21 protein-coding genes, 1 pseudogene and 1 other annotated feature are annotated in these 18,859 nt (G+C 43.8%); of the genes and pseudogenes, 6 read left to right on the top strand and 16 right to left on the bottom strand.

The features are described 5' to 3' along the window. Positions 1–13 precede the first annotated feature (13 nt). Both PCY09_RS09940 and PCY09_RS09945 read left to right on the top strand, forming a co-directional pair. On the top strand, positions 14–913 hold the full coding sequence (locus PCY09_RS09940) for a YafY family protein (RefSeq protein ID WP_125397344.1): 900 nt from the start codon (positions 14–16) through the stop codon (positions 911–913). An 81-nt stretch (positions 914–994) separates the two neighbouring features. Then, positions 995–1,150: pseudogene (locus PCY09_RS09945) on the top strand (prepilin peptidase); the annotation flags it as partial. On the opposite strand, the gene trpA reads toward PCY09_RS09945, so the two are convergent. The 15 genes from trpA to PCY09_RS10020 form a co-directional block, all read right to left on the bottom strand. Beyond that, on the bottom strand, positions 1,119–1,898 hold the full coding sequence (gene trpA / locus PCY09_RS09950) for a tryptophan synthase subunit alpha (protein ID WP_125397343.1): 780 nt from the start codon (positions 1,896–1,898) through the stop codon (positions 1,119–1,121). The pseudogene PCY09_RS09945 and the gene trpA sit on opposite strands and share 32 nt — an antisense overlap. Continuing rightward, positions 1,891–3,114, bottom strand: coding sequence for a tryptophan synthase subunit beta (trpB, locus tag PCY09_RS09955; protein WP_012000139.1), 1,224 nt, complete (start codon positions 3,112–3,114; stop codon positions 1,891–1,893). The genes trpA and trpB (PCY09_RS09955) overlap by 8 nt, the downstream gene beginning before the upstream one ends. Next, positions 3,104–3,691 (bottom strand): phosphoribosylanthranilate isomerase, encoded by a 588-nt coding sequence (locus PCY09_RS09960; RefSeq protein ID WP_061597630.1) that lies wholly within the window; start codon positions 3,689–3,691, stop codon positions 3,104–3,106. The genes trpB (PCY09_RS09955) and PCY09_RS09960 overlap by 11 nt, the downstream gene beginning before the upstream one ends. Further along, entirely contained in the window at positions 3,678–4,445 is a 768-nt protein-coding gene (gene trpC, locus PCY09_RS09965; protein ID WP_125397342.1) for an indole-3-glycerol phosphate synthase TrpC, read from the bottom strand. Before trpC ends, PCY09_RS09960 begins: the two co-directional genes overlap by 14 nt. Continuing rightward, complete coding sequence (trpD, locus tag PCY09_RS09970; protein WP_125397341.1) at positions 4,442–5,446, bottom strand: anthranilate phosphoribosyltransferase; 1,005 nt, start codon at positions 5,444–5,446, stop codon at positions 4,442–4,444. The genes trpC and trpD overlap by 4 nt, the downstream gene beginning before the upstream one ends. 10 nt (positions 5,447–5,456) lie before the next feature. Next, positions 5,457–6,020, bottom strand: coding sequence for an aminodeoxychorismate/anthranilate synthase component II (locus PCY09_RS09975; RefSeq protein ID WP_046165907.1), 564 nt, complete (start codon positions 6,018–6,020; stop codon positions 5,457–5,459). Continuing rightward, positions 6,017–7,375, bottom strand: coding sequence for an anthranilate synthase component I (trpE, locus tag PCY09_RS09980; RefSeq protein ID WP_125397340.1), 1,359 nt, complete (start codon positions 7,373–7,375; stop codon positions 6,017–6,019). Before trpE ends, PCY09_RS09975 begins: the two co-directional genes overlap by 4 nt. Before the next feature lie 395 nt (positions 7,376–7,770). After that, a complete protein-coding gene (gene trpB / locus PCY09_RS09985; protein ID WP_125397339.1) occupies positions 7,771–8,952 on the bottom strand; it encodes a tryptophan synthase subunit beta in 1,182 nt (393 codons plus the stop codon). 61 nt (positions 8,953–9,013) lie between these two features. Then, positions 9,014–9,248, bottom strand: a binding site (T-box leader). 70 nt (positions 9,249–9,318) lie between these two features. Then, positions 9,319–9,858 carry a VanZ family protein gene (locus tag PCY09_RS09990; protein WP_125397338.1) on the bottom strand — a complete coding sequence of 180 codons (540 nt, stop codon included), beginning with the start codon at positions 9,856–9,858 and terminating at the stop codon, positions 9,319–9,321. After that, on the bottom strand, positions 9,845–10,933 hold the full coding sequence (rlmN, locus tag PCY09_RS09995) for a 23S rRNA (adenine(2503)-C(2))-methyltransferase RlmN (protein ID WP_045501838.1): 1,089 nt from the start codon (positions 10,931–10,933) through the stop codon (positions 9,845–9,847). The genes PCY09_RS09990 and rlmN overlap by 14 nt, the downstream gene beginning before the upstream one ends. 9 nt (positions 10,934–10,942) lie before the next feature. Beyond that, positions 10,943–11,479 (bottom strand): YutD family protein, encoded by a 537-nt coding sequence (locus PCY09_RS10000; protein WP_045773873.1) that lies wholly within the window; start codon positions 11,477–11,479, stop codon positions 10,943–10,945. 171 nt (positions 11,480–11,650) lie between these two features. Continuing rightward, positions 11,651–12,694 carry a SepM family pheromone-processing serine protease gene (locus tag PCY09_RS10005; RefSeq protein ID WP_125397337.1) on the bottom strand — a complete coding sequence of 348 codons (1,044 nt, stop codon included), beginning with the start codon at positions 12,692–12,694 and terminating at the stop codon, positions 11,651–11,653. Continuing rightward, complete coding sequence (coaD, locus tag PCY09_RS10010) at positions 12,681–13,175, bottom strand: pantetheine-phosphate adenylyltransferase (RefSeq protein WP_125397336.1); 495 nt, start codon at positions 13,173–13,175, stop codon at positions 12,681–12,683. Before coaD ends, PCY09_RS10005 begins: the two co-directional genes overlap by 14 nt. Then, a complete protein-coding gene (gene rsmD / locus PCY09_RS10015) occupies positions 13,165–13,713 on the bottom strand; it encodes a 16S rRNA (guanine(966)-N(2))-methyltransferase RsmD (RefSeq protein ID WP_185760636.1) in 549 nt (182 codons plus the stop codon). The genes coaD and rsmD overlap by 11 nt, the downstream gene beginning before the upstream one ends. 72 nt (positions 13,714–13,785) lie before the next feature. Beyond that, a complete protein-coding gene (locus tag PCY09_RS10020) occupies positions 13,786–14,274 on the bottom strand; it encodes a YcxB family protein (protein WP_125397334.1) in 489 nt (162 codons plus the stop codon). A 182-nt stretch (positions 14,275–14,456) separates the two neighbouring features. On the opposite strand from PCY09_RS10020, the gene PCY09_RS10025 reads away from it, so the two are divergent. The 4 genes from PCY09_RS10025 to PCY09_RS10040 are packed head-to-tail and all read left to right on the top strand — an operon-like array spanning position 14,457 to position 17,195. Then, positions 14,457–15,134: an XRE family transcriptional regulator gene (locus tag PCY09_RS10025; protein ID WP_060554070.1), complete on the top strand. Its 678-nt coding sequence runs from the start codon at positions 14,457–14,459 to the stop codon at positions 15,132–15,134. Between the two features lie 3 nt (positions 15,135–15,137). Then, the gene (locus PCY09_RS10030) at positions 15,138–16,553 is read left to right on the top strand and encodes a Y-family DNA polymerase (protein WP_125397333.1); all 1,416 of its coding nucleotides are present in this window, start codon (positions 15,138–15,140) and stop codon (positions 16,551–16,553) included. Further along, positions 16,550–16,924 (top strand): hypothetical protein, encoded by a 375-nt coding sequence (locus PCY09_RS10035; RefSeq protein WP_125397332.1) that lies wholly within the window; start codon positions 16,550–16,552, stop codon positions 16,922–16,924. The genes PCY09_RS10030 and PCY09_RS10035 overlap by 4 nt, the downstream gene beginning before the upstream one ends. Further along, on the top strand, positions 16,902–17,195 hold the full coding sequence (locus PCY09_RS10040) for a DUF5960 family protein (RefSeq protein ID WP_002932649.1): 294 nt from the start codon (positions 16,902–16,904) through the stop codon (positions 17,193–17,195). The genes PCY09_RS10035 and PCY09_RS10040 overlap by 23 nt, the downstream gene beginning before the upstream one ends. Before the next feature lie 76 nt (positions 17,196–17,271). Here the strand turns inward: PCY09_RS10040 and PCY09_RS10045 are convergent, their stop codons facing one another. After that, a complete protein-coding gene (locus PCY09_RS10045; RefSeq protein WP_125397331.1) occupies positions 17,272–18,855 on the bottom strand; it encodes a hypothetical protein in 1,584 nt (527 codons plus the stop codon). Between the last annotated feature and the right edge of the window lie 4 nt (positions 18,856–18,859).

An 18,859-nucleotide genomic window follows, 5' to 3' on the forward strand; every position in this document is an offset into this window, starting at 1 on the left:
TAAGGAGAAAATCATGAAAATTGACCGTCAAATGGGAATCATTTCTCATTTAGTAAATCAACGAAAAACAACAGCTAAAGAACTATCAGAACTTTTTAAAGTCAGCACCCGAACTATTATGAGAGATATTGATGATTTATCTCTTGCAGAAATCCCTCTCTATGTAATGAAAGGAAAAAACGGAGGCATTTTTCTTATGGAAGACTTCCAAACTGATAAACCTCCCCTGACCCAATCCGAACGACTTTCAATCGAATCCGGTTTAAAAAGTCGTTATCAAGTTTTGGAAGACACCTCTACTTTCAATGCTATATTGAAATTAAATGCTACCAATACATACTCTGATTTCGAAATTGATTTGTCTCTATCTCAAGGGAACTTGGAAATACGCACTTTAATTTTTAATTTATTGGAAGCTATCAGAGGTAGAGTAAAAATAAAATTTTCCTATATTAATTCACAAGGACTGGTGAGTCAAAAAAATTGTGAGCCTTACCGTATTGTCTATAAGGACCGGAGTTGGTATATGGATGCCTACGATACTGAAAAAGCGCGTTTTTCTGTTTATAAAGTTGCTAGAATTAGTGAACTTACTCTCTCTGATACTTTTTCAAAAAGACATTTTACACCACTCCCCTATGATGGGGGTACATGGATGAATGAAAACAAAGTACCTGTCATCCTGCATGTCCAAAAAATTGTCCTTGACCGGTTTGTGGAACTCTTAGGCTATAATGCCATAAAACCTATTAATAGCGATATTTACGAGATTACTTATCCGTTAAACGACAATGATTGGGGATACAATACCTTGCTTGCTTTTGGAAAATACATCACTGTTATATCTCCTAAGCATTTCTTGAAACATTTCACCAGCTATATAGATACCATTCATAAGCAATATCCAAACTAATATTCAATCAACATCAAAAATCAAACATTTCTTAAAAATGAATTATACGAAACTTACTTTTTTTTGGTGATAAAATTCAAGAACATGGGTCAGGCTCTAGTTCTTATCCAAATCGCTAGCTTCTCTGGCCTCGCCTGTTTCTGCTTTAAAAAGAAAAAAGACAGGCTGGCATTTGTACCCTGTCTTTTGTTTGGTGTGGTGGTGATTATTTCTTATAAGCTGCTGCTTCTTGGATAAAGGCTGCGATACTGTCATCCTTTTCATGAAGAGCTTTGACAATCTTAGATCCAACAATAACTCCATCTGAGACTTGATTGAAACGGTCAACATCCTCTAAAGTTGAAACGCCAAAACCTGTCAGCACTGGAATCTCAGCAATATCATGGAGCTTGCTCAAATGCTGGTCCAAATCATTGCGGTAGCTTCCGCTCTTACCTGTCACACCGTTGATGGCTACAGCATAGATAAAACCTTCAGCTTCCTTGATCAGCTCCTGCTGACGTTCTAGTCCAGTCGTCAGGCTCACTAAAGGAATAAGAGCAAGATTTGAATCTTCCAGTAAAGGCAAGATGAAATTTCTATGCTCATAGGGCAGATCAGGAATGATCAATCCTTTAACTGGTGTCGTAGCCAAATCCTTGACAAAATCTTTGAGCCCGTACTGGAAAATAGGATTGAAGTAGGTCATGATGATGAGAGGCAGCTGAGTGTCCAACTTCTGCAAGCTTGCGACTAAAGACTTGGCGGAAGTATGGTGACCCAGACTTCTCAGACCAGCTTCTTCAATAACTGGTCCATCTGCAACAGGGTCTGAAAATGGCAGACCAATTTCAATGGCTGACACACCCAAGTTTTCCAAAAATGCGATAGTTTCTGCTAATCCTGCTAAACCTTTCTCGTGATCACCAGCCATGATATAAGGAAGGAAAATCCCCTTGCCTTCTCTTTTGATGGTTTCTAAATGCTGAGTGAGTGTTTTAGTCATGGGCACCTCCTTTTTGAGCCGCTTCTCTTTCCAAGCGTTCCTTTACCTGAACGACATCCTTGTCACCACGGCCGGATAGGCAGACAATCATTGATTTATCTGGTCCCAACTCCTTAGCCAGCTTAACTGCGTAAGCAATAGCGTGGCTAGACTCTAAAGCGGGGATAATCCCTTCGATACGAGACAGGAGCTGAAAGGCTTCCAAAGCTTCTTCATCTGTGACTGGGACATAAGTGGCGCGCTGGATAGCATTAAAATGAGAATGTTCAGGACCGATGCCCGGATAGTCTAGCCCAGCAGAGATAGAGAAAGCTTCCAGAATCTGTCCTTGCTCATCCTGCAAGACATCCATCAAGGCACCGTGCAAAACACCCGGCCGGCCCTTGGTTAAGGTCGCAGCGTGTTCATCTGTATCTACGCCCCGCCCAGCTGCTTCTGTTCCATACATAGCCACTGTACTATCATCTACAAAAGGATAAAAGAGTCCAATAGCGTTTGAACCACCGCCAACACATGCCACTAAAGCATCTGGCAAGGCACCTGTATTTTGCTCAGCAAACTGACGCTTGGCCTCACGCCCAATCACGCTCTGATAGTCGCGGACAATCTCTGGGAAGGGATGAGGTCCCAAGGCTGAGCCCATAATATAGTGAGTATCATCGACCTGAGCTACCCAAGCTCGCAAGGCAGCATTAACTGCATCCTTGAGGACTCGAGAGCCATCGGTTACTGACTCTACCTTAGCTCCTAGAAGTTCCATTCGAAAGACATTGAGGGCTTGGCGTTTGACATCTTCTTCGCCCATATAGATAGTACAGTCCATGTTGAAAAGGGCTGCAGCTGTGGCAGTGGCTACTCCGTGCTGACCCGCACCAGTCTCTGCAATGATTTTCTTCTTGCCCATTCTCTTAGCTAGCAGAACCTGCCCTAGGGCATTATTGATTTTATGGGCACCGGTATGGTTGAGGTCTTCCCGCTTCAGATAAATCTTAGCACCGCCAGCATAGGCTGTCAGATTTTTTGCAAAATAGAGAGGATTCTCACGCCCTACATACTGCTTCAGCAACTCGTCCAGCTCAGCCTGAAAGGCTGGGTCTTTTTTACTCTCACGGTAGGCTTTATCCAGCTCCAAAACTGCTGTCATCAGCGTTTCGGGAACAAAGCGCCCACCAAACTCACCGTAAAATCCTTCTTGATTGGGTTGATTATATGCCATCTTTCACTCTTTCTATAAATTCTTTTATCTTTTTTAAATCCTTCTGGCCATCCGTCTCGACCCCGCTTGAGACATCAACTGCGTAAGGTGCGAAGTGCTGAATAGCTTCTCGGACATTTCCTGCATTCAAACCACCGGCGATAAAGAAGGGCTGGTGGATTTGATTCTTGTCAAAAGCTTGCCAATCAAATGTCTGGCCACTACCAGCAAGAGGTGCATCAAAGAGCAGGTAGTCCGCTTGTTGGCTGACATCTTTTAACGCTCCCTTGACCTGATAAGCTCGAATAACCGGCCGGCCAATCTGAGGCAGAAGATCTTCATCAAAATCACCATGAATCTGCACCAAATCCAGATTTGCTACCGAAATTGCTTCCTGCAGCTCCGCCAAACTCGGAGAGACAAAAACTCCTACCTTTCGGACAGCAGGCGGCACCAAGGCAGCTAGCTTCTGAGCTTGCTCCAAACTGACCCTCCGACGGCTCTCAGCAAAGACAAATCCAATGTAATCCGCACCAGCTTGGCATGCTGTTTCCACAGCGCTGGCCGTTGATAAGCCACAAATCTTAACCTTTGTCAATTTTCAGCTCCTTGATTTTTTCTGCCACATCCTCTGCCTGCATCAGGGCTGTTCCGACTAAAATCGCATGGAAATAAGGAGCTACTAGCTCAGCATCTTCCTTGCTGAAAATAGCGGACTCAGATACGTAAACCCTGTCATCTTTGAAATGGGCAGACAGCTGAAGACTTGTATTGATATCTGTCTCAAAAGTAACTAGATTGCGGTTATTGACACCGATAATCTGCGCTCCTATTCTATGAGCAATTTCCAGCTCCGCCAGATTATGGGTTTCGACCAGAACTTCCAAGCCTAAACCTGTCGCAAAATCATAAAGTTCTTGCAGCCGCTTTTCAGACAAGGCAGCCACAATCAGAAGAATAACCGTCGCTCCTGCATTGCGGGCGCGAACAATCTGCTTTTCATCAATAATAAAGCCCTTATTGAGGGTTGGAATGGTCACTCGGCTGGAAATCTCTCTCAGGTAATCCAGATGTCCTTTGAAGAAAATCTCATCTGTCAGGACCGAAATCATAGCTGCACCGCATCGTTCATAAGTGCGAGCCTGCTCCACAATATCCACACTGAGATTAATATCTCCCAGACTTGGACTGGCTTTTTTGACCTCAGCAATCAGCTGCAGCTCTTGGGACTGGCTTTTGAGATACTCATAGAGGGAATAGGTCGAGCGCAGGGGTTGCAGTTCTTCATAAGACATGGCTGCCACTTCCTGCTCTTTTTGCTTTAGAATGGTTGGGAGAAATTCTTTGCTCATTTCTGATACTCCTGTAGTTGCTTGAGTTTTTCATAGGCTGCGCCGCTAGCAATCACTTGGCGGGCCAAAGCTATTCCTTCTTCTATGCTATCTGATTTTCCATTAGCGTAGAAACCCATTCCCGCATTCAGAACTGTCGTTTCTAGATAGGGGCTGGCTTGATTTTGCAGGACAGATAGCAGAATTTCTGCATTTTCCTTGGCATTGCCCCCACGAATCGCTTCAAGAGGTATTTCTTCCATGTCAACATCTGACGGCAGAAAGCTGTGCAGGCTGATTTGTCCATCTGAGAGCAGAGCATACTGGGTACGGCCATGAAGACCCGCCTCGTCCAGACCATCTGGCCCCGACACGACTACTGCACGCTTGCGTCCCATATTTTTCAAAACTTCTGCCGTGCTCTCTAGCATATCCGGCCGACTGGTTCCTAAAAGCTGAGTTTCTAGACTCATGGGATGGATAAGCGGGCCGGTTAGATTCATGATAGTGGGAATGCCTAGACTAAGACGGGCTGGCATGATGTATTTCATGGCTGGGTGCATGTTCTTCGCAAAGAGAAAGACGATACCTGTTTGCTCAAAAACCTTACCCAAGCTAGCAGCGTCTAAGTCTAGATTGATACCAAGAGCTTCTAACACATCAGCTGAACCTGACTTAGAAGAAATGGAGCGATTGCCGTGCTTAGCCATCTTAACTCCGCCACCGGCTAGTACAAAAGCTGCAGTAGTCGAAACATTGAAACTGAAAGACTTGTCCCCGCCCGTACCGCAATTGTCCATAGCAGTGCGAATAGTGGTCGGGATCTGCTTAGCATGGCCTCGCATGACCTGAGCCAAAGCCGTTCGTTCCTCAATCGTCTCCCCCTTCATCTTGAGCCCCAGTAAGAAGGCTGCAATTTGGGACTCTTCCACCTGCCCAGTGACAATACGCTCGATCACATCTGTCATCTCAGCGCTACTTAAATCCTTAAAATCAGCTAGTTTTGCAATAATCTCTTTCATACATCCTCCTTTACTTTACTAAGTCAATAAAATTCTTGATAGACGACAAGCCGTCCGGCGTGCCGATACTTTCTGGATGATACTGAAAACCATAAATAGGCAGACTCTTGTGCTGGATAGCCATAATCGAGTTATCATCGGCTGCCCGAGCCGTCACTTCAAAGTCCTCCGGCATCTCTTCAATCAAAATCGAATGATAGCGCATGACCGGCTGCCCATCCTCTATTCTTTGATAGATAGGAGATTTCCCCTCAAAGCGCAGAATACTTTGCTTGCCGTGCATGACCTTGGGAGCCAAGCCCAGCTTTCCGCCAAATACTTCTGCAATGGCTTGGTGCCCCAAGCAAATCCCCAAAATCGGCTTTTTACCAGCAAAATCACGGATAACTTCCTCCATCCGTCCTGCATCTGCTGGCCAGCCTGGACCCGGAGACAGAACCAAAGCATCAGCTTCTTCTGCCGCTTGATAAAGCCCTGCATCATCATTTCGCAAGACTTTAACTTCTGCGAAATTGCCGATATACTGGGCTAGATTGTAAGTAAAAGAATCATAATTATCAATCAATAAAATCATTGCATCTCTCCTATCTTGGTCATTGATTTGGCCTTGTTGATGGTTTCTTGGTATTCATTAGTAGGGATCGAGTCATAAACAATACCCGCTCCAGCTTGAACGTAAGCTCTGCCATTTTTCAAAATCATAGTGCGTATAGCGATGGCAAAATCCATATCTCCTGTCGCAGACAGATAGCCGATAGCCCCCGCATAAACGCCACGTTTTTCCTGTTCCAACTCATAGATTCGCTTCATGGCCCGAATCTTAGGCGCACCCGAGACGGTGCCGGCCGGCAGGGTGGACTTGAGCGCATCCATAGCTGTCAGTTGATGCAAAAGTTGACCACGGACCACACTGGTCAGATGCATAACATAGCGGAAATACTCTACCTCCATGTACTTAGTAACTTCTACACTATTATTCTGGGCAATTTTACCGATATCATTACGCCCCAAATCAACTAACATGCGGTGTTCCGCCACTTCCTTCTCGTCAGCCAGCAACTCCTTCGCCAAGGACTTATCCTCTCTCTCATCCTTCCCGCGCGGTCTGGTTCCAGCGATAGGATTGGTCGTAACCTGACCTTGCTTGACAGAGACCAGACTTTCTGGACTGGCTCCGATGATCTGATAATCTCCGAAGTCATAAAAGTAGAGATAGTTGGAAGGGTTGGTCACACGCAAATTGCGATAGTAATCCAGTGGCCTACCAGAATACTTCGCTGAAAAACGCTGACTGAGAACACATTGGAACATGTCGCCCTGCCGAATCAAGCTGCGCGCTTCTTCCACCATTTTTTCAAAAGCTGTCTGCTCAATATGGCTCTGGAAGTTCAAACTGGACAGTTCCAGCGGTGAAAATTCATCTACCGCAGGCTGCGCCAGCTCAGCCATAATACGCTCCAGACTAGTAGCCAAATCAGCTTCGCTTCTATCACTGTAGAGCGCCTCCTCAACGATATATACTTTGTCTTTTTTATGGTCAAAAACCATGTAACTCTCATAGACGAAAAAGTGCATATCCGGCGTTCCAATCACATCAGCTGGAATCTGGCCAATCTCCTCATAGAGGGAAATCATATCGTAACCGACAAAGCCGATAGCTCCACCACCAAAAGGCAGGTCTGAATGATGATTTTTCTTTACTGCTAACTCATGCAGATAGTCCAAGGGATCCGCCTCGATTGCTTGCCCGTTCTTTGTTAATCGGCCGTTTTCATAGCGAACTTCAAAGACTGGGTTATAAGCTAGGATAGAAAAGCGAGCTGTCTCGCTATCTCTCGGAATACTTTCCAAAATCACCTTGTGGTCGCCCTGAATCCGCATATAAGCTAGGATCGGAGATAAAATATCAGCTGGTAAAATCTTTTGCATAATGTTTCTTTCTATTTAATCAGAATCGTTTAAGGATGAGCAATTTGCTAGTTATCATTCACAAGAACAGATAGCACCCGTTCACTGTCATAATTTGCTCCAAAACTACAGAAAAACGCCCGCACAGTTCATCCTGTGAGGGCGTATCATCGCGGTGCCACCTCAGTTATGGAGTATTCAGGCTCCACATCTCATTTACTTATTTACAGTCATTTATCCCTTTTAGTACAAGTCAGCATACTGGTTTACAGCAAAGCATACTAACAAAATAATAAAAGTTCAACTAAAGGACAAAATGTTGACTCCAACAGCCCATTTCATAACTTCTCCTGCCTGTTCTCAGCAACCACAGACTCTCTGAAAGGAGGGATGTTACTACTCTTCTGCTGGGTATTTTATTTTCGTTTTTCTAGATAGTCAGCAATGGCTGCCACATCCTTGTCTCCACGACCGGATACATTGATAATGATGATTTGGTCGGATGACAATTTCGGAGCTCGCTTGATGGCTTCAGCAATGGCGTGAGAGCTTTCAATCGCTGGCAAAATCCCTTCCTTTTGTGTCAAGAGAAGCAAGGCATCAACAGCTTCATCATCTGTCGCTGCCACGTATTCTACTCGACCAGAATCTTTAAAGAAAGCATGTTCAGGACCAACTCCAGGATAGTCCAAGCCTGCTGAAATCGAGTAAACAGGCGCTACCTGACCATCTTCAGCAAAGACAGCGTAAGTCTTCATACCATCCACTACTCCGACACTTCCCTTGGTCATGGTCGCTGCGTGCTGGCCTGTATCAAGACCACGCCCGGCTGCTTCAACCCCCACTAACTTGACTTCTTCATCCGCCACATACTGGGAGAAGGCGCCGATAGCATTGGAACCACCGCCTACGCAGGCAATGACATAGTCCGGCAAGCGGCCTTCCTTGTCCAAAATCTGACGGCGAGATTCTTCACTAATCACCTTTTGGAACTCATGAACAATCGTCGGATAAGGGTGAGGTCCGACAGCAGACCCCAAAACATAGAAGGCTTCCAAATCATTCATCCAAGCTCCAAAGGCTGCATCCACTGCATCCTTGAGGGTTTTGGTTCCTGTTTCCACAGCGTGAACAGTCGCTCCCATCATTTCCATGCGGAAGACATTGAGGCGCTGGCGCTCTACATCCTCTGCACCCATGTAGACATCGCACTTCATACCAAACTTAGCTGCGGCTGCCGCAGTTGCCACACCATGCTGACCAGCTCCAGTTTCAGCGATGACTCGGGTCTTGCCCATGCGCTTAGCTAGAAGAATCTGACCTAAAACATTATTGAGCTTATGAGAGCCCAGATGATTGAGATCTTCCCGCTTCAGATAAATTTTAGCTCCGCCCAGGTGCTGAGTCAGACTTTCTGCAAAGTAGAGCGGAGTCTCCCGTCCTGAATAATCCGCCAAATAATGTCGGTATTCATTTAAAAATTCTGGGTCATCCTTATACTTCTCAAAAGTCGCTTCCAATTCATCCAGTAAGGCCTGGATAGGCTCCGGTACAAAAGAGCCGCCGAATTGTCCAAAATATCCTTTAGTTTCTGTCATCTTGATTGCCTCATTTCTTTATTTTCAAGCAAAACAAAAGCCCACACACAGAAAAAATCTGTGTGAGGGCGTAAAATCGCGGTGCCACCTCAATTATGGAGCAAAGTATAGACTGCCTCCATATCTCTGTCTTGTCTAACAACAAGTTGCACTGTAAGGTGTGCTCACCGAATTTTTATTGCTTCAAATTCATTTTTTACATCAGCCCACTTCATAATCTTCCACTACCTGTTTCCACCAACCACAGGCTCCCTGAAAGTAGAAAAAATTATTACTTTTCTGATGATTTATTTTATTATAGGTCTTTCCCTTTTTCTTGTCAAGAAAAAATTTTAATTTTTCTTCTAAATCCGAACTTTTCTATCGCTAATCTCTTTTGAAAGCGTCGTCTTGACGATTTTTCCAGATTTTCTGACCAAGCTGAAATGCCCGCCAAGCCAGATAACCACCCAAAGTATTGGTCCAGAGATCATCAATTTCAAAAACCCGATTGGCGTTGATAAGAAGGTCCAGTAGAATCTGAGTCACTTCGATAGACAGACTCATCCCAAAGCTCAGCCATACAACCTTCTTGGTCTTCCGCAACTTCAGAAAGAGGCAAAGCAATTGAAAAATTAAGGGTGAGAGCAAGAAGATATTAGCTAGATTTTGGATAAAAACCTTGACCAGCTGGATCCAAGAAGTAATCTCGCCAATATTGACAAAGGAATTAAAAGGGATTAACAAAACCACTATTCGGCCAAAATACTGGACTCCCGGCGTCTCCATTCCCGGCTCTGGAACCTGAGGAATAAAGCACAAAATGCAAAGCATCAAGAAATAGAGCCAGCTTCCCCCTACCAGCAATTTCCGCCCCTTAGCTGTCAGCTCACCGTCTGAAGTCAGATAGTTCTTAAGGCTGAACATTTTCTACCAATGCTTTCTCGCGATCACGCTTCATAGTATTGGAACGCAGCTGACCGCAGGCTGCATCAATATCCGTTCCATGTTCCTGACGGACCACACAGTTGACTCCATTTTTCTTGAGGGTATCGTAGAAGGCCATCACTCGCTCTTTGGGACTGCGGCTGTATTGGTCGTGCTCGCTAACGGGGTTATAAGGAATGAGATTGACATAAGACAGCTTCTTAATGTTCTTGAGCAGCTCAGCCAGCTCCTTGGCTTGCTCTACACCGTCATTGACTTCATTGAGCATGATGTACTCAAAGGTCACCCGGCGGTTCGTCGTCTCAATATAGTATTCGATAGCTGCAAAAAGCTTTTCGATAGGGAAGGACCGGTTAATCCGCATAATACTGGTCCGCAGATCATTATTTGGAGCATGGAGAGATACTGCTAGATTGACCTGCACACCTTCATTGGCAAAATCGCGAATCTTATGCGCCAGCCCTGAGGTTGAAACCGTAATATGGCGGGCTCCGATAGCCAAACCTTTGTCATCATTGACCGTCCGAACAAACTTGAGCACGTTGTCATAGTTGTCAAAAGGCTCGCCTATTCCCATAACCACGATATGGCTGACCCGCTCATCCTGACCACGCTCGTCAAAATACTTCTGAACCAGCATAATCTGAGCAACAATCTCACCGTTATTGAGGTCGCGTTGCTTTTTAATCAAGCCGGAAGCACAGAAGGTACAGCCGATATTACAGCCAACTTGGGTGGTCACACAGACAGAAAGTCCATAATGCTGGCGCATGAGTACCGTCTCAATCAGCATACCGTCCGGCAGCTCAAAGAGGTACTTGACCGTACCGTCAGCCGACTCCTGAACAATACGCTGTTTAAGCGGATTGACGACAAACTGATCATTTAGCTTGGCAATCAAGTCCTTGGACAGATTGGTCATCTCTTCAAAAGACTGAACCCGTTTACGATAGAGCCACTCCCAAATCTGGGCGGCACGGAATTTCTTTTCTCCCTGGGACTCAGCCCATTCAATCATTTCCTGACGTGTTAAACTATAAATAGATGGTTTCATGTTTCTCCTTTATTTTTGACGGATGACAAAGTGACGATTGGCTTCTTTTGCGACTTTTTCTTTTGGTTTGTTTTGGCGATTATCGCGATTTTGGTCAGTCCGACGTCTTGAGCGTCTAGAACGTGAGCGTTTTGAAGCTGAGCCAGAATTCTGTTCTTGCTCCCGTTTACTGCGAGATTTTTTATCAAAGGAAGCTCGCTTAGGCTGAAGATTTTCTAATACAAAGTAGGCACAGCCATAATTACAGTATTCCAGCAAATAATCTTCCAAACGACTGATTTTAAAGTCACTTTCCTTAGCTTTTTCATCCTGATAAAAGCCTCGTAGCCGTAACTGATCATTGCCCCAATCACCGACAATATAATCAAACTTGGTCAAAATTTCTGAAAAGCGTTGGTTAAAAGCTGTCACATCAAAGGCTTCTCGGTAGTTCTCTACCAAATTAAACTCAATCTCTTCCGTTAAGACCTGTGAACCAATCTGTTTGAACTCAGGACCAGGAAATTTATTGTAATTATAAAGCTCTGGAGCAATTTCTTTGCGCATATATTTTCTCACTTCTATCTAGATAACTCCTCTATTATACTACAAAAACAGGCAGATTTTAAGCTTTTACCCTTAAAAAGTCATTTCTGAGAAAAGTCAGATAATTTCTCTAATTTGACAAATAAGACTTCCATCAAAAAATAAAGCTGAGACAAGACTGCCTCAGCTTTATTATTTATTGTTCTTAAGATAATCAATGGCATCCTGTAAGGTTTTAACAGGAACAATTTTCATATCTGTTTTAATCTTTTTAGCAACCTCAACTGCAGTTTCATAGTTTGTCTTTGCTTTTGGATCGATTTTTTTCATTTCTTTTGTTACAGGATTATTGGGAGCAAAGAAGATGCTGGCACCACTTTTAGCAGCTGAGACGACTTTCTTATCAATCCCTCCAATATCACCAACTTCTCCATCACGGTTGATACTTCCTGTACCTGCAATCACACGTCCATCTCGTAAGGTTGGATCTGCAAGTTGTGTATAGATTGACAAGCTAAACATGAGACCCGCACTAGGTCCTCCAATTCCTTCTGTGGTAAATTCAATCGGAATGTTACTAGTAACTTCTGTTCTATCGATTAAGCTAATACCAATTCCGTTTTTACCATTTTCTAGCTTAATAATCTTTCCAGTCGCTGATTTTTCTTGGCCATCTTCCTGGTAAGTGACCTTAACCTTATCTCCTAATTTCTGCGAATTAACATATTTCACCAATTCTTCTGAACTGTCAAAAGTCTTGTCATTAACTCCCGTTACCGTGTCCGCAATATTCAAAATTCCCTTAAAAGTCGAATCTTTTGCGACTTGCAAAACATAGACGCCCAGATATTTCATGCTAATATCTTTTCCAGCCGTTTTCAAGCCTTGATACTTGGCCATGTTTTGGGATGTTTCCATATAAAACTGATTGATTCGGATAAATTCTTGGTCCGATGATCCACCAGTCATTTCTTCAGCAGAGTAGATATCCGTGAAATCAGTCAGCCACGCATAGACAAGATGAGCAAAGGTTGCTCGTTGAACTCCAACTGTCACAAACTCATAGGCCCCAGCTTCCCTATCTTCCTTATTATCAACCAGCAAGACCTTTCGAATATCTTCTGCACCGCCAGGAACTTCAATATAATATGGTAAAGGAACCGTCAAAGATACGACAAGCAAAATCAAGCTTGAAAAAATAATAATGGGCCATTTATAAACACTAATTTTTCTCATAAGTTCTTCTTTCTAATTCTTTGATTACACTTTGGGGCACATAATCCGCGATATCCTGTTGAAAAGCAATCAGCTCACGAATACGTGATGAACTGATATGCTGATAGGCTGGCTTGCTGAGCAAGAAAATCGTTTCCAGTTCTCCTGCCAACTCGCGATTAAAAAAGGTCATATCAGCTTCATAATCTAGATCTTGGCTGTTACGAAGCCCACGCACAAAAACTTTAGCTCCCAGTCTTCTAGCCACTGTCACCGCCAGCTCATTCTGAGAGATGATGACCTCAACATTATCCAAATGCTGCAGTGCTTCTTTGACTATCCGTTCTCTGGCTTCAATGGTGAAAAAACCAGACTTTTCTCGGTTGTAGAAAATTCCTACATAGAGCTTGTCAAAGAGGCTGCTGGCCCGCTCAATCAGGTCCACATGGCCCTTAGTGATCGGGTCAAAAGACCCTGTAAATAATCCTATCTTATCTGACATACACCGTCACCTTTGAAATTCCATATATCTTCTGCTTCCAAATGCCCAGCCCTGCAATTTCTTCGGGTAATTCCACATCCTTGTCTGTCTCACAGACTACTAGGACATCCTGACTCAATAGCTGATGCTCCTCTAGCTTCTCAAGGTCTGCCACAATCTGCTCCTTGGCATAAGGCGGATCCAAGAGAACTAAGTCAAAAGCACCTGTCAATATTTCCAAAGCTCGGCCAGACTCCATCTTGAGCAAGTCAAAACGTGTGACCTCCTTAGTCATCTGGATGTTCTCTGAAATGATAGCCTGAGCTCTGCGATCCTTTTCGACTAAGACAGCTTCCTCCATACCTCGCGAAATAGCTTCAATGGCCAAACTCCCGCTCCCGGCATAAAGATCCAGCACTCGGCCACCGTCAAAATAAGGACCAATCATATTAAAAATCGCCCCCTTAACCTTATCGGTCGTAGGCCTAGTCGTCTTGCCATCCAAAGTCTTGAGGGGCCTGCCCCCGTATTTACCTGCAACAACTCTCATAAAGAGTATTATAACATAACTAGCCTCTAGCAGGCCAATCTTTTGAAAATTAAGCAGATAAAAAACAGAAGTAGATGAATATCAAAGACTTCTGTTTTCTTTTAATTTCAGTAAAAGATCAATTAATTCAGGCTGACAATCTGCCTTATCCAAGATCAACCCCATTGACCGACCAACCATGATGTAAAAACTCTCTGGCTTATCCAAAATCGCCACAATATCCTGATAGTTATATCGGGAGGTATGATTGCGATTAAGGACCTGAAAATCCCTCTCATAGAAGTTAAACTCTTGCTCCAAATCATGCCAGAGAGGATTATCCTTATAGAGCTTGAGGAATTGTTGGTTAAAAGAACGATAAAGTAAAAAAGGCATGATCGGCATGAAAATGAAAATACCAATAGCTGGCAAAGGCTCCCTAAAGAATAGACAGACCAATCCTACTGCTAACAAAGCCACTTCACCAATGATCAGAGGAAAGAGCCCTGTCTTTCGATACCAAAAGTTGGCCCAAGCGAAACGGCGATAAGCTTCTTCTGTCATGGTCGTTTTTGCTGTCATAGGAAACATGTCTCTACCTCCAAATCAATCTTTTTTCTAGTTTACCACAAACTTTACGGAGATAGCAATCTTAATACTGACAAATCCTATCTTAGATTTACGCCTAATTTTCCATGATAAAGAACTTGCATTTAAAATGTTCTTCTGTTATACTATATGTAACTTTTTAAACGTTACATAGGAGGTGTGATATGTTTTCGCATGAAAAATTAAAAAAACGCCGGTTGGAGCTTAATCTGACTCAGTCTTCCATTTACCAAGAGCTTGGGATTTCCAGAAAGACTTACTCTGCTTGGGAAAATGGTTTAGCAGAACCCCACGCCAAAAATCTCAGGAGGTTGGCCACCTGTCTCAAGGTCCAAGAGAACTACTTTGTGGATAAGACCAGCGCGATCTACACCTACCCTTTACTAACCGCACCACATAAAAAAGAAGTAGACCAACTAGCTAGTCGGCTCTTAGAGAGACAGCGTAAGATTAGCTCCCTTACAGCCTATAAGGTTCTATCAGTTGAGCTGGCTGCAGGTCTCGGTCACAGCTACTATGACAATGAAACAGACTACGAAACTGTCTACTTTGATCAAGATATCCAGCACGACTTTGCATCTTGGGTCTCTGGGGATTCTATGGAGCCCAAGTATCCCAATGGCTCTGTTGCCCTTATGAAACAGACGGGATTCGACTACGATGGGGCAGTCTATGCTCTCATGTGGAATGGCAAGACCTATATCAAAAAAGTCTACCGCGAAGCTGAAGGCCTACGCTTAGAGTCTATCAATCCTGACTACGAGGATCTCTTTGCTCCCTATGAAGACCAACCTACTATTGTTGGTATCGTAGTTGGACATTTTCTGCCGATTGAGGTGTAAGTGATGATCCTATTTGATTATTCACGCGAGCCTCGTTCAGACATCGCTTTTGTGGATATGAAAAGTTTTTATGCCTCTTGCGAATGCATTGCTCTTGGCCTTGACCCTTTAAAAACCTCGCTCTGTGTCATGAGCCGAGTTGAAAATTCTGCTGGACTGATACTAGCTGCCACCCCTCTTTTTAAAAAGAATTTCGGTAGCCAGAATGTCAGCCGAAGCTATAATCTTCCTTTTGATGTCCACACCCGTAAGTTCAACTATGCTGCTGCCCGCAAGCAGGGACTACCAATTACAGCAGATTATGTACGCTTTATTGAAGACGCTGCCCAAAAGACCTTATTGGTCCCACCTCGGATGAATTACTACATCCAGAAAAATATGGAAATCCAAAAAATTTTCCAGGATTTCGCAGCTCCCGATGATATTTTCCCCTACTCAATTGATGAAGGCTTCCTAGATTTGACAAGCTCTATCAACTACTTCATTCCCGATCAGACGCTGGACCGCAGGACCAAACTAGACCTGCTGGCTGCCCGCATTCAACAGGCTATCTGGAAGAAGACTGGGATTTATGCCTCTATCGGACTGAGCAACGCCAATCCTCTTCTCGCCAAGCTAGCCTTGGATATAGAAGCTAAACATACAAAAAAGATGCGGGTCAACTGGTCCTACGAGGATGTACCCAGCAAGGTCTGGACTATTCCGACCATGACTGATTTTTGGGGCATCGGCCACCGAACAGCCACCCGTCTTAAGAAGCTAGGCATCCATTCTATTTATGATTTAGCTCACTTTAACCCCGACATTCTCAAAAAAGAAATGGGAGTCATGGGCCTGCAGCTTTGGTTTCACGCTCACGGCATTGATGAAAGCAATGTGCACAAGCCTTATCAGGTCAAGTCACACGGCCTAGGGAATTCGCAAATTCTCCCCCGAGATTATAGACAGCAGGCAGAGATTGAGCTGGTTTTTCGAGAAATGGCTGAGCAGGTCGCCATTCGTCTCAGACGGTCTGGTAAGAAATGCCAGCGTGTCTCCATCTATGCCCGCTATTCCAAGCAGGAACTCCTGCCTTCCATTCATACACAGAAAAAAATTGAGCCTACCAATAACAGCGATCGACTGGCTCAAATCGTAGCTCAGCTTTTTCGTTCCAAATATCAGGGCGGGGCTATCCGACAGATTGGCGTTTTTTACAGTGACTTTGTCGATCAAGGCTATGGTCTGATTTCTCTCTTTGATGATCCCTTGCAAATTCAAAAAGAAGAGGATCTCCAGCTGGCGATTGACCACATCAGAGATCGCTTCGGCTTTGCCTCTTTGCTTAAGGGATCAGCCTTACTAGACTCCTCCCGTGCCATCGCTCGAAGCAAGCTAACAGGTGGCCATTCAGCTGGAGGGCTGGAGGGCTTATCATGACCGACCGCTCCTATCTCCCCTACCAGTCGGCTCGTGACTTTCAGGATCGAGGCATGGCTAAGTGGGCTGGCTTTTTCCTCTCTGAACACAGCACTGCTCTAGCCAAAAAAGAACTAGATATCAGTCGCCTGACCCAGCTTGACAGACAGGACAAATTCCACTTGCTCAGTCAAGCCTACAGCCAGCAAGTTCCCATCCAAATCACCTTTCTAAACCAGGACAAGCTGACCGACATTACTGCTACAGTCTCCCATCTGGACAGCAAACAGGTCCTCCTGCAGGAAGGTGAGCATTACAAAGGCCTTGCTATCCATCAGATTCTTTCGATACAAGCTTCAGGAGGCGCAGATGACCACTCAGAATCTACATGAGGAACTTCAATTTGACTATTTTTCCCAGAACTACTATCAATTTCAAGAAGATTTTTATCAATTCTCCAATCTTCCCCAGCCTCTGATGGTCATGGAAGACGATATCCTCCGCCACATGGCCAGCCGCCAGGTCACTTATTTCAAACTCTCTAAGGCCAAAAGTTTAGATCAGAAAGACCATTACTTCCACTTTACCATCAGCCGTCCAGACCAGGCAAAGCGACTCTGCATTTACCACTATCAAGGCCAAACAGAAGATATAAAGCACTAAGCTCCCAAACTAAGTCTGGGAGCTTAGTGCTTGGTTGGGGCTGGGAAAGGAGCCTGGTATTGGAATTATTTAAAAACTAAATACTCCTTTTACTTACCCAACCGATGGAATCGCTAGGCGGATTTTCGGTATCAATCCAGATAAATTCGATCCCGATTTCGCCATTTTTAAACTTGGTTAAACGAATACCGTTGATTTCTAATTCATTGAGTCGTTGACCTGTCAAGACTTCTCGCTCCTTCAACTGGAAAACGCCACGCAGTATCCAATTCCCAAGAATTTCCTGCTTATCGATCGACTGAATTGCCTTACCAGCTTCTTGATTTATATAGGCATTGATAACATCACCAGAAGATAAGAATCTTAGCTTAAAGGTTCTTTCTTCTTTTGGCAAAGCTAGTTTTTTAGTACCAGGTTCAAAACTTCCAAATCCTGACCCAAAGAAATCTGGTCTTTCATCGTGAAAGTTTTTCGAGTCAGGCAGAGGAATGTAAACTTCACTTACTGGACGATAGACGAGTTGTTCGATTTCTTTAATGAGTTTTTCATTGCCAGTATTGTGAGCAAAGTGAATCAAATCCTCACGAATAGCCTTCATCTGAGCTTTTCCTTCCTTACTGGTCCATTTCTTCAAAAGGATTTCTTCCAGAGAGAAGGTCACAAAAGCTAGTTCCTCTGGAGCCAGACAGTCCTTAAATCTATCCTGAATCTTTAGAATACGTGGCAGGCGATCTTTTTTGGCTAATTTTGAACCACCGTTAAAGGCATTGAAACCAGAATTTTCTTCCACATTTCCATGTTTATCTGTGATAGCCCAAGATACCGTTTCTAGGACATTTGACTGATCCTTGTCAGCTGCCAGTAAATGAAGATTTTCAAATAGATAAAAAGGATCTTTAACATATTGCACATCCCATGTATCCACTATAATACTTTCATTATTAAATTTCATATGAAGCTGGCTATCAGCAGCAGTATACTTGTAGTCATGTCTTCCATCTGTGAAGTCAAAATTGGTTGGATTCTTTAGATTTGTTGAACCTTTTATCACCAAATTATCAATATCAATTGGCAAATAACTCGTTTCTCCAACAAAAATCTTAGGTTCTTTTCCCTTTGGTGTCGGCATCAGAACGTGATAGACAGATTTGACATTGACTGAATCCGACTTAAAGCCCTTGATCTGCGCCTTAGAGGATTCAATTCTCTGATTTCTTAAAATGGCAATCTTACGAGCCAACTCCTTATATCGTTTATAATTTTCCTTGTCAGCTGTTTTTTTATCGGATGATCTAGATGCATGGGTTCTGATATCACTCAATAAGTCCGTCCAAGATTGAGAGTCTTTCTTAAACTGGGCGATTTTTTGGCTTCCTGATTTAATTCCAAAAGATTTGATTCCCACTAAGTATTTATGATTTTCATCAACAACGACGGAAACATCATAGGAAGTATTGGCGATATCTTCTCCGACGGCATTGAAGGCCTTCTGGAAAACTGTCTCCTGGAATTTGGAATTGACGATGGGAGCAACATAGTCTTCCATTTGCCCCTGGTCTTCGGATTCTGCTTTCTGAGAGAAAGCTTCACTCAGACTGGCGAAGTTGGTAATTAAGGTTTTGTATTTGTCTTTTTGTTCTGTTTTTAGATGTTCCCACATAAGC

This window comes from Streptococcus sp. SG2 (genome assembly GCF_030439925.1).
In the GTDB taxonomy this organism is placed as follows: Bacteria; Bacillota; Bacilli; order Lactobacillales; family Streptococcaceae; genus Streptococcus; species Streptococcus gordonii.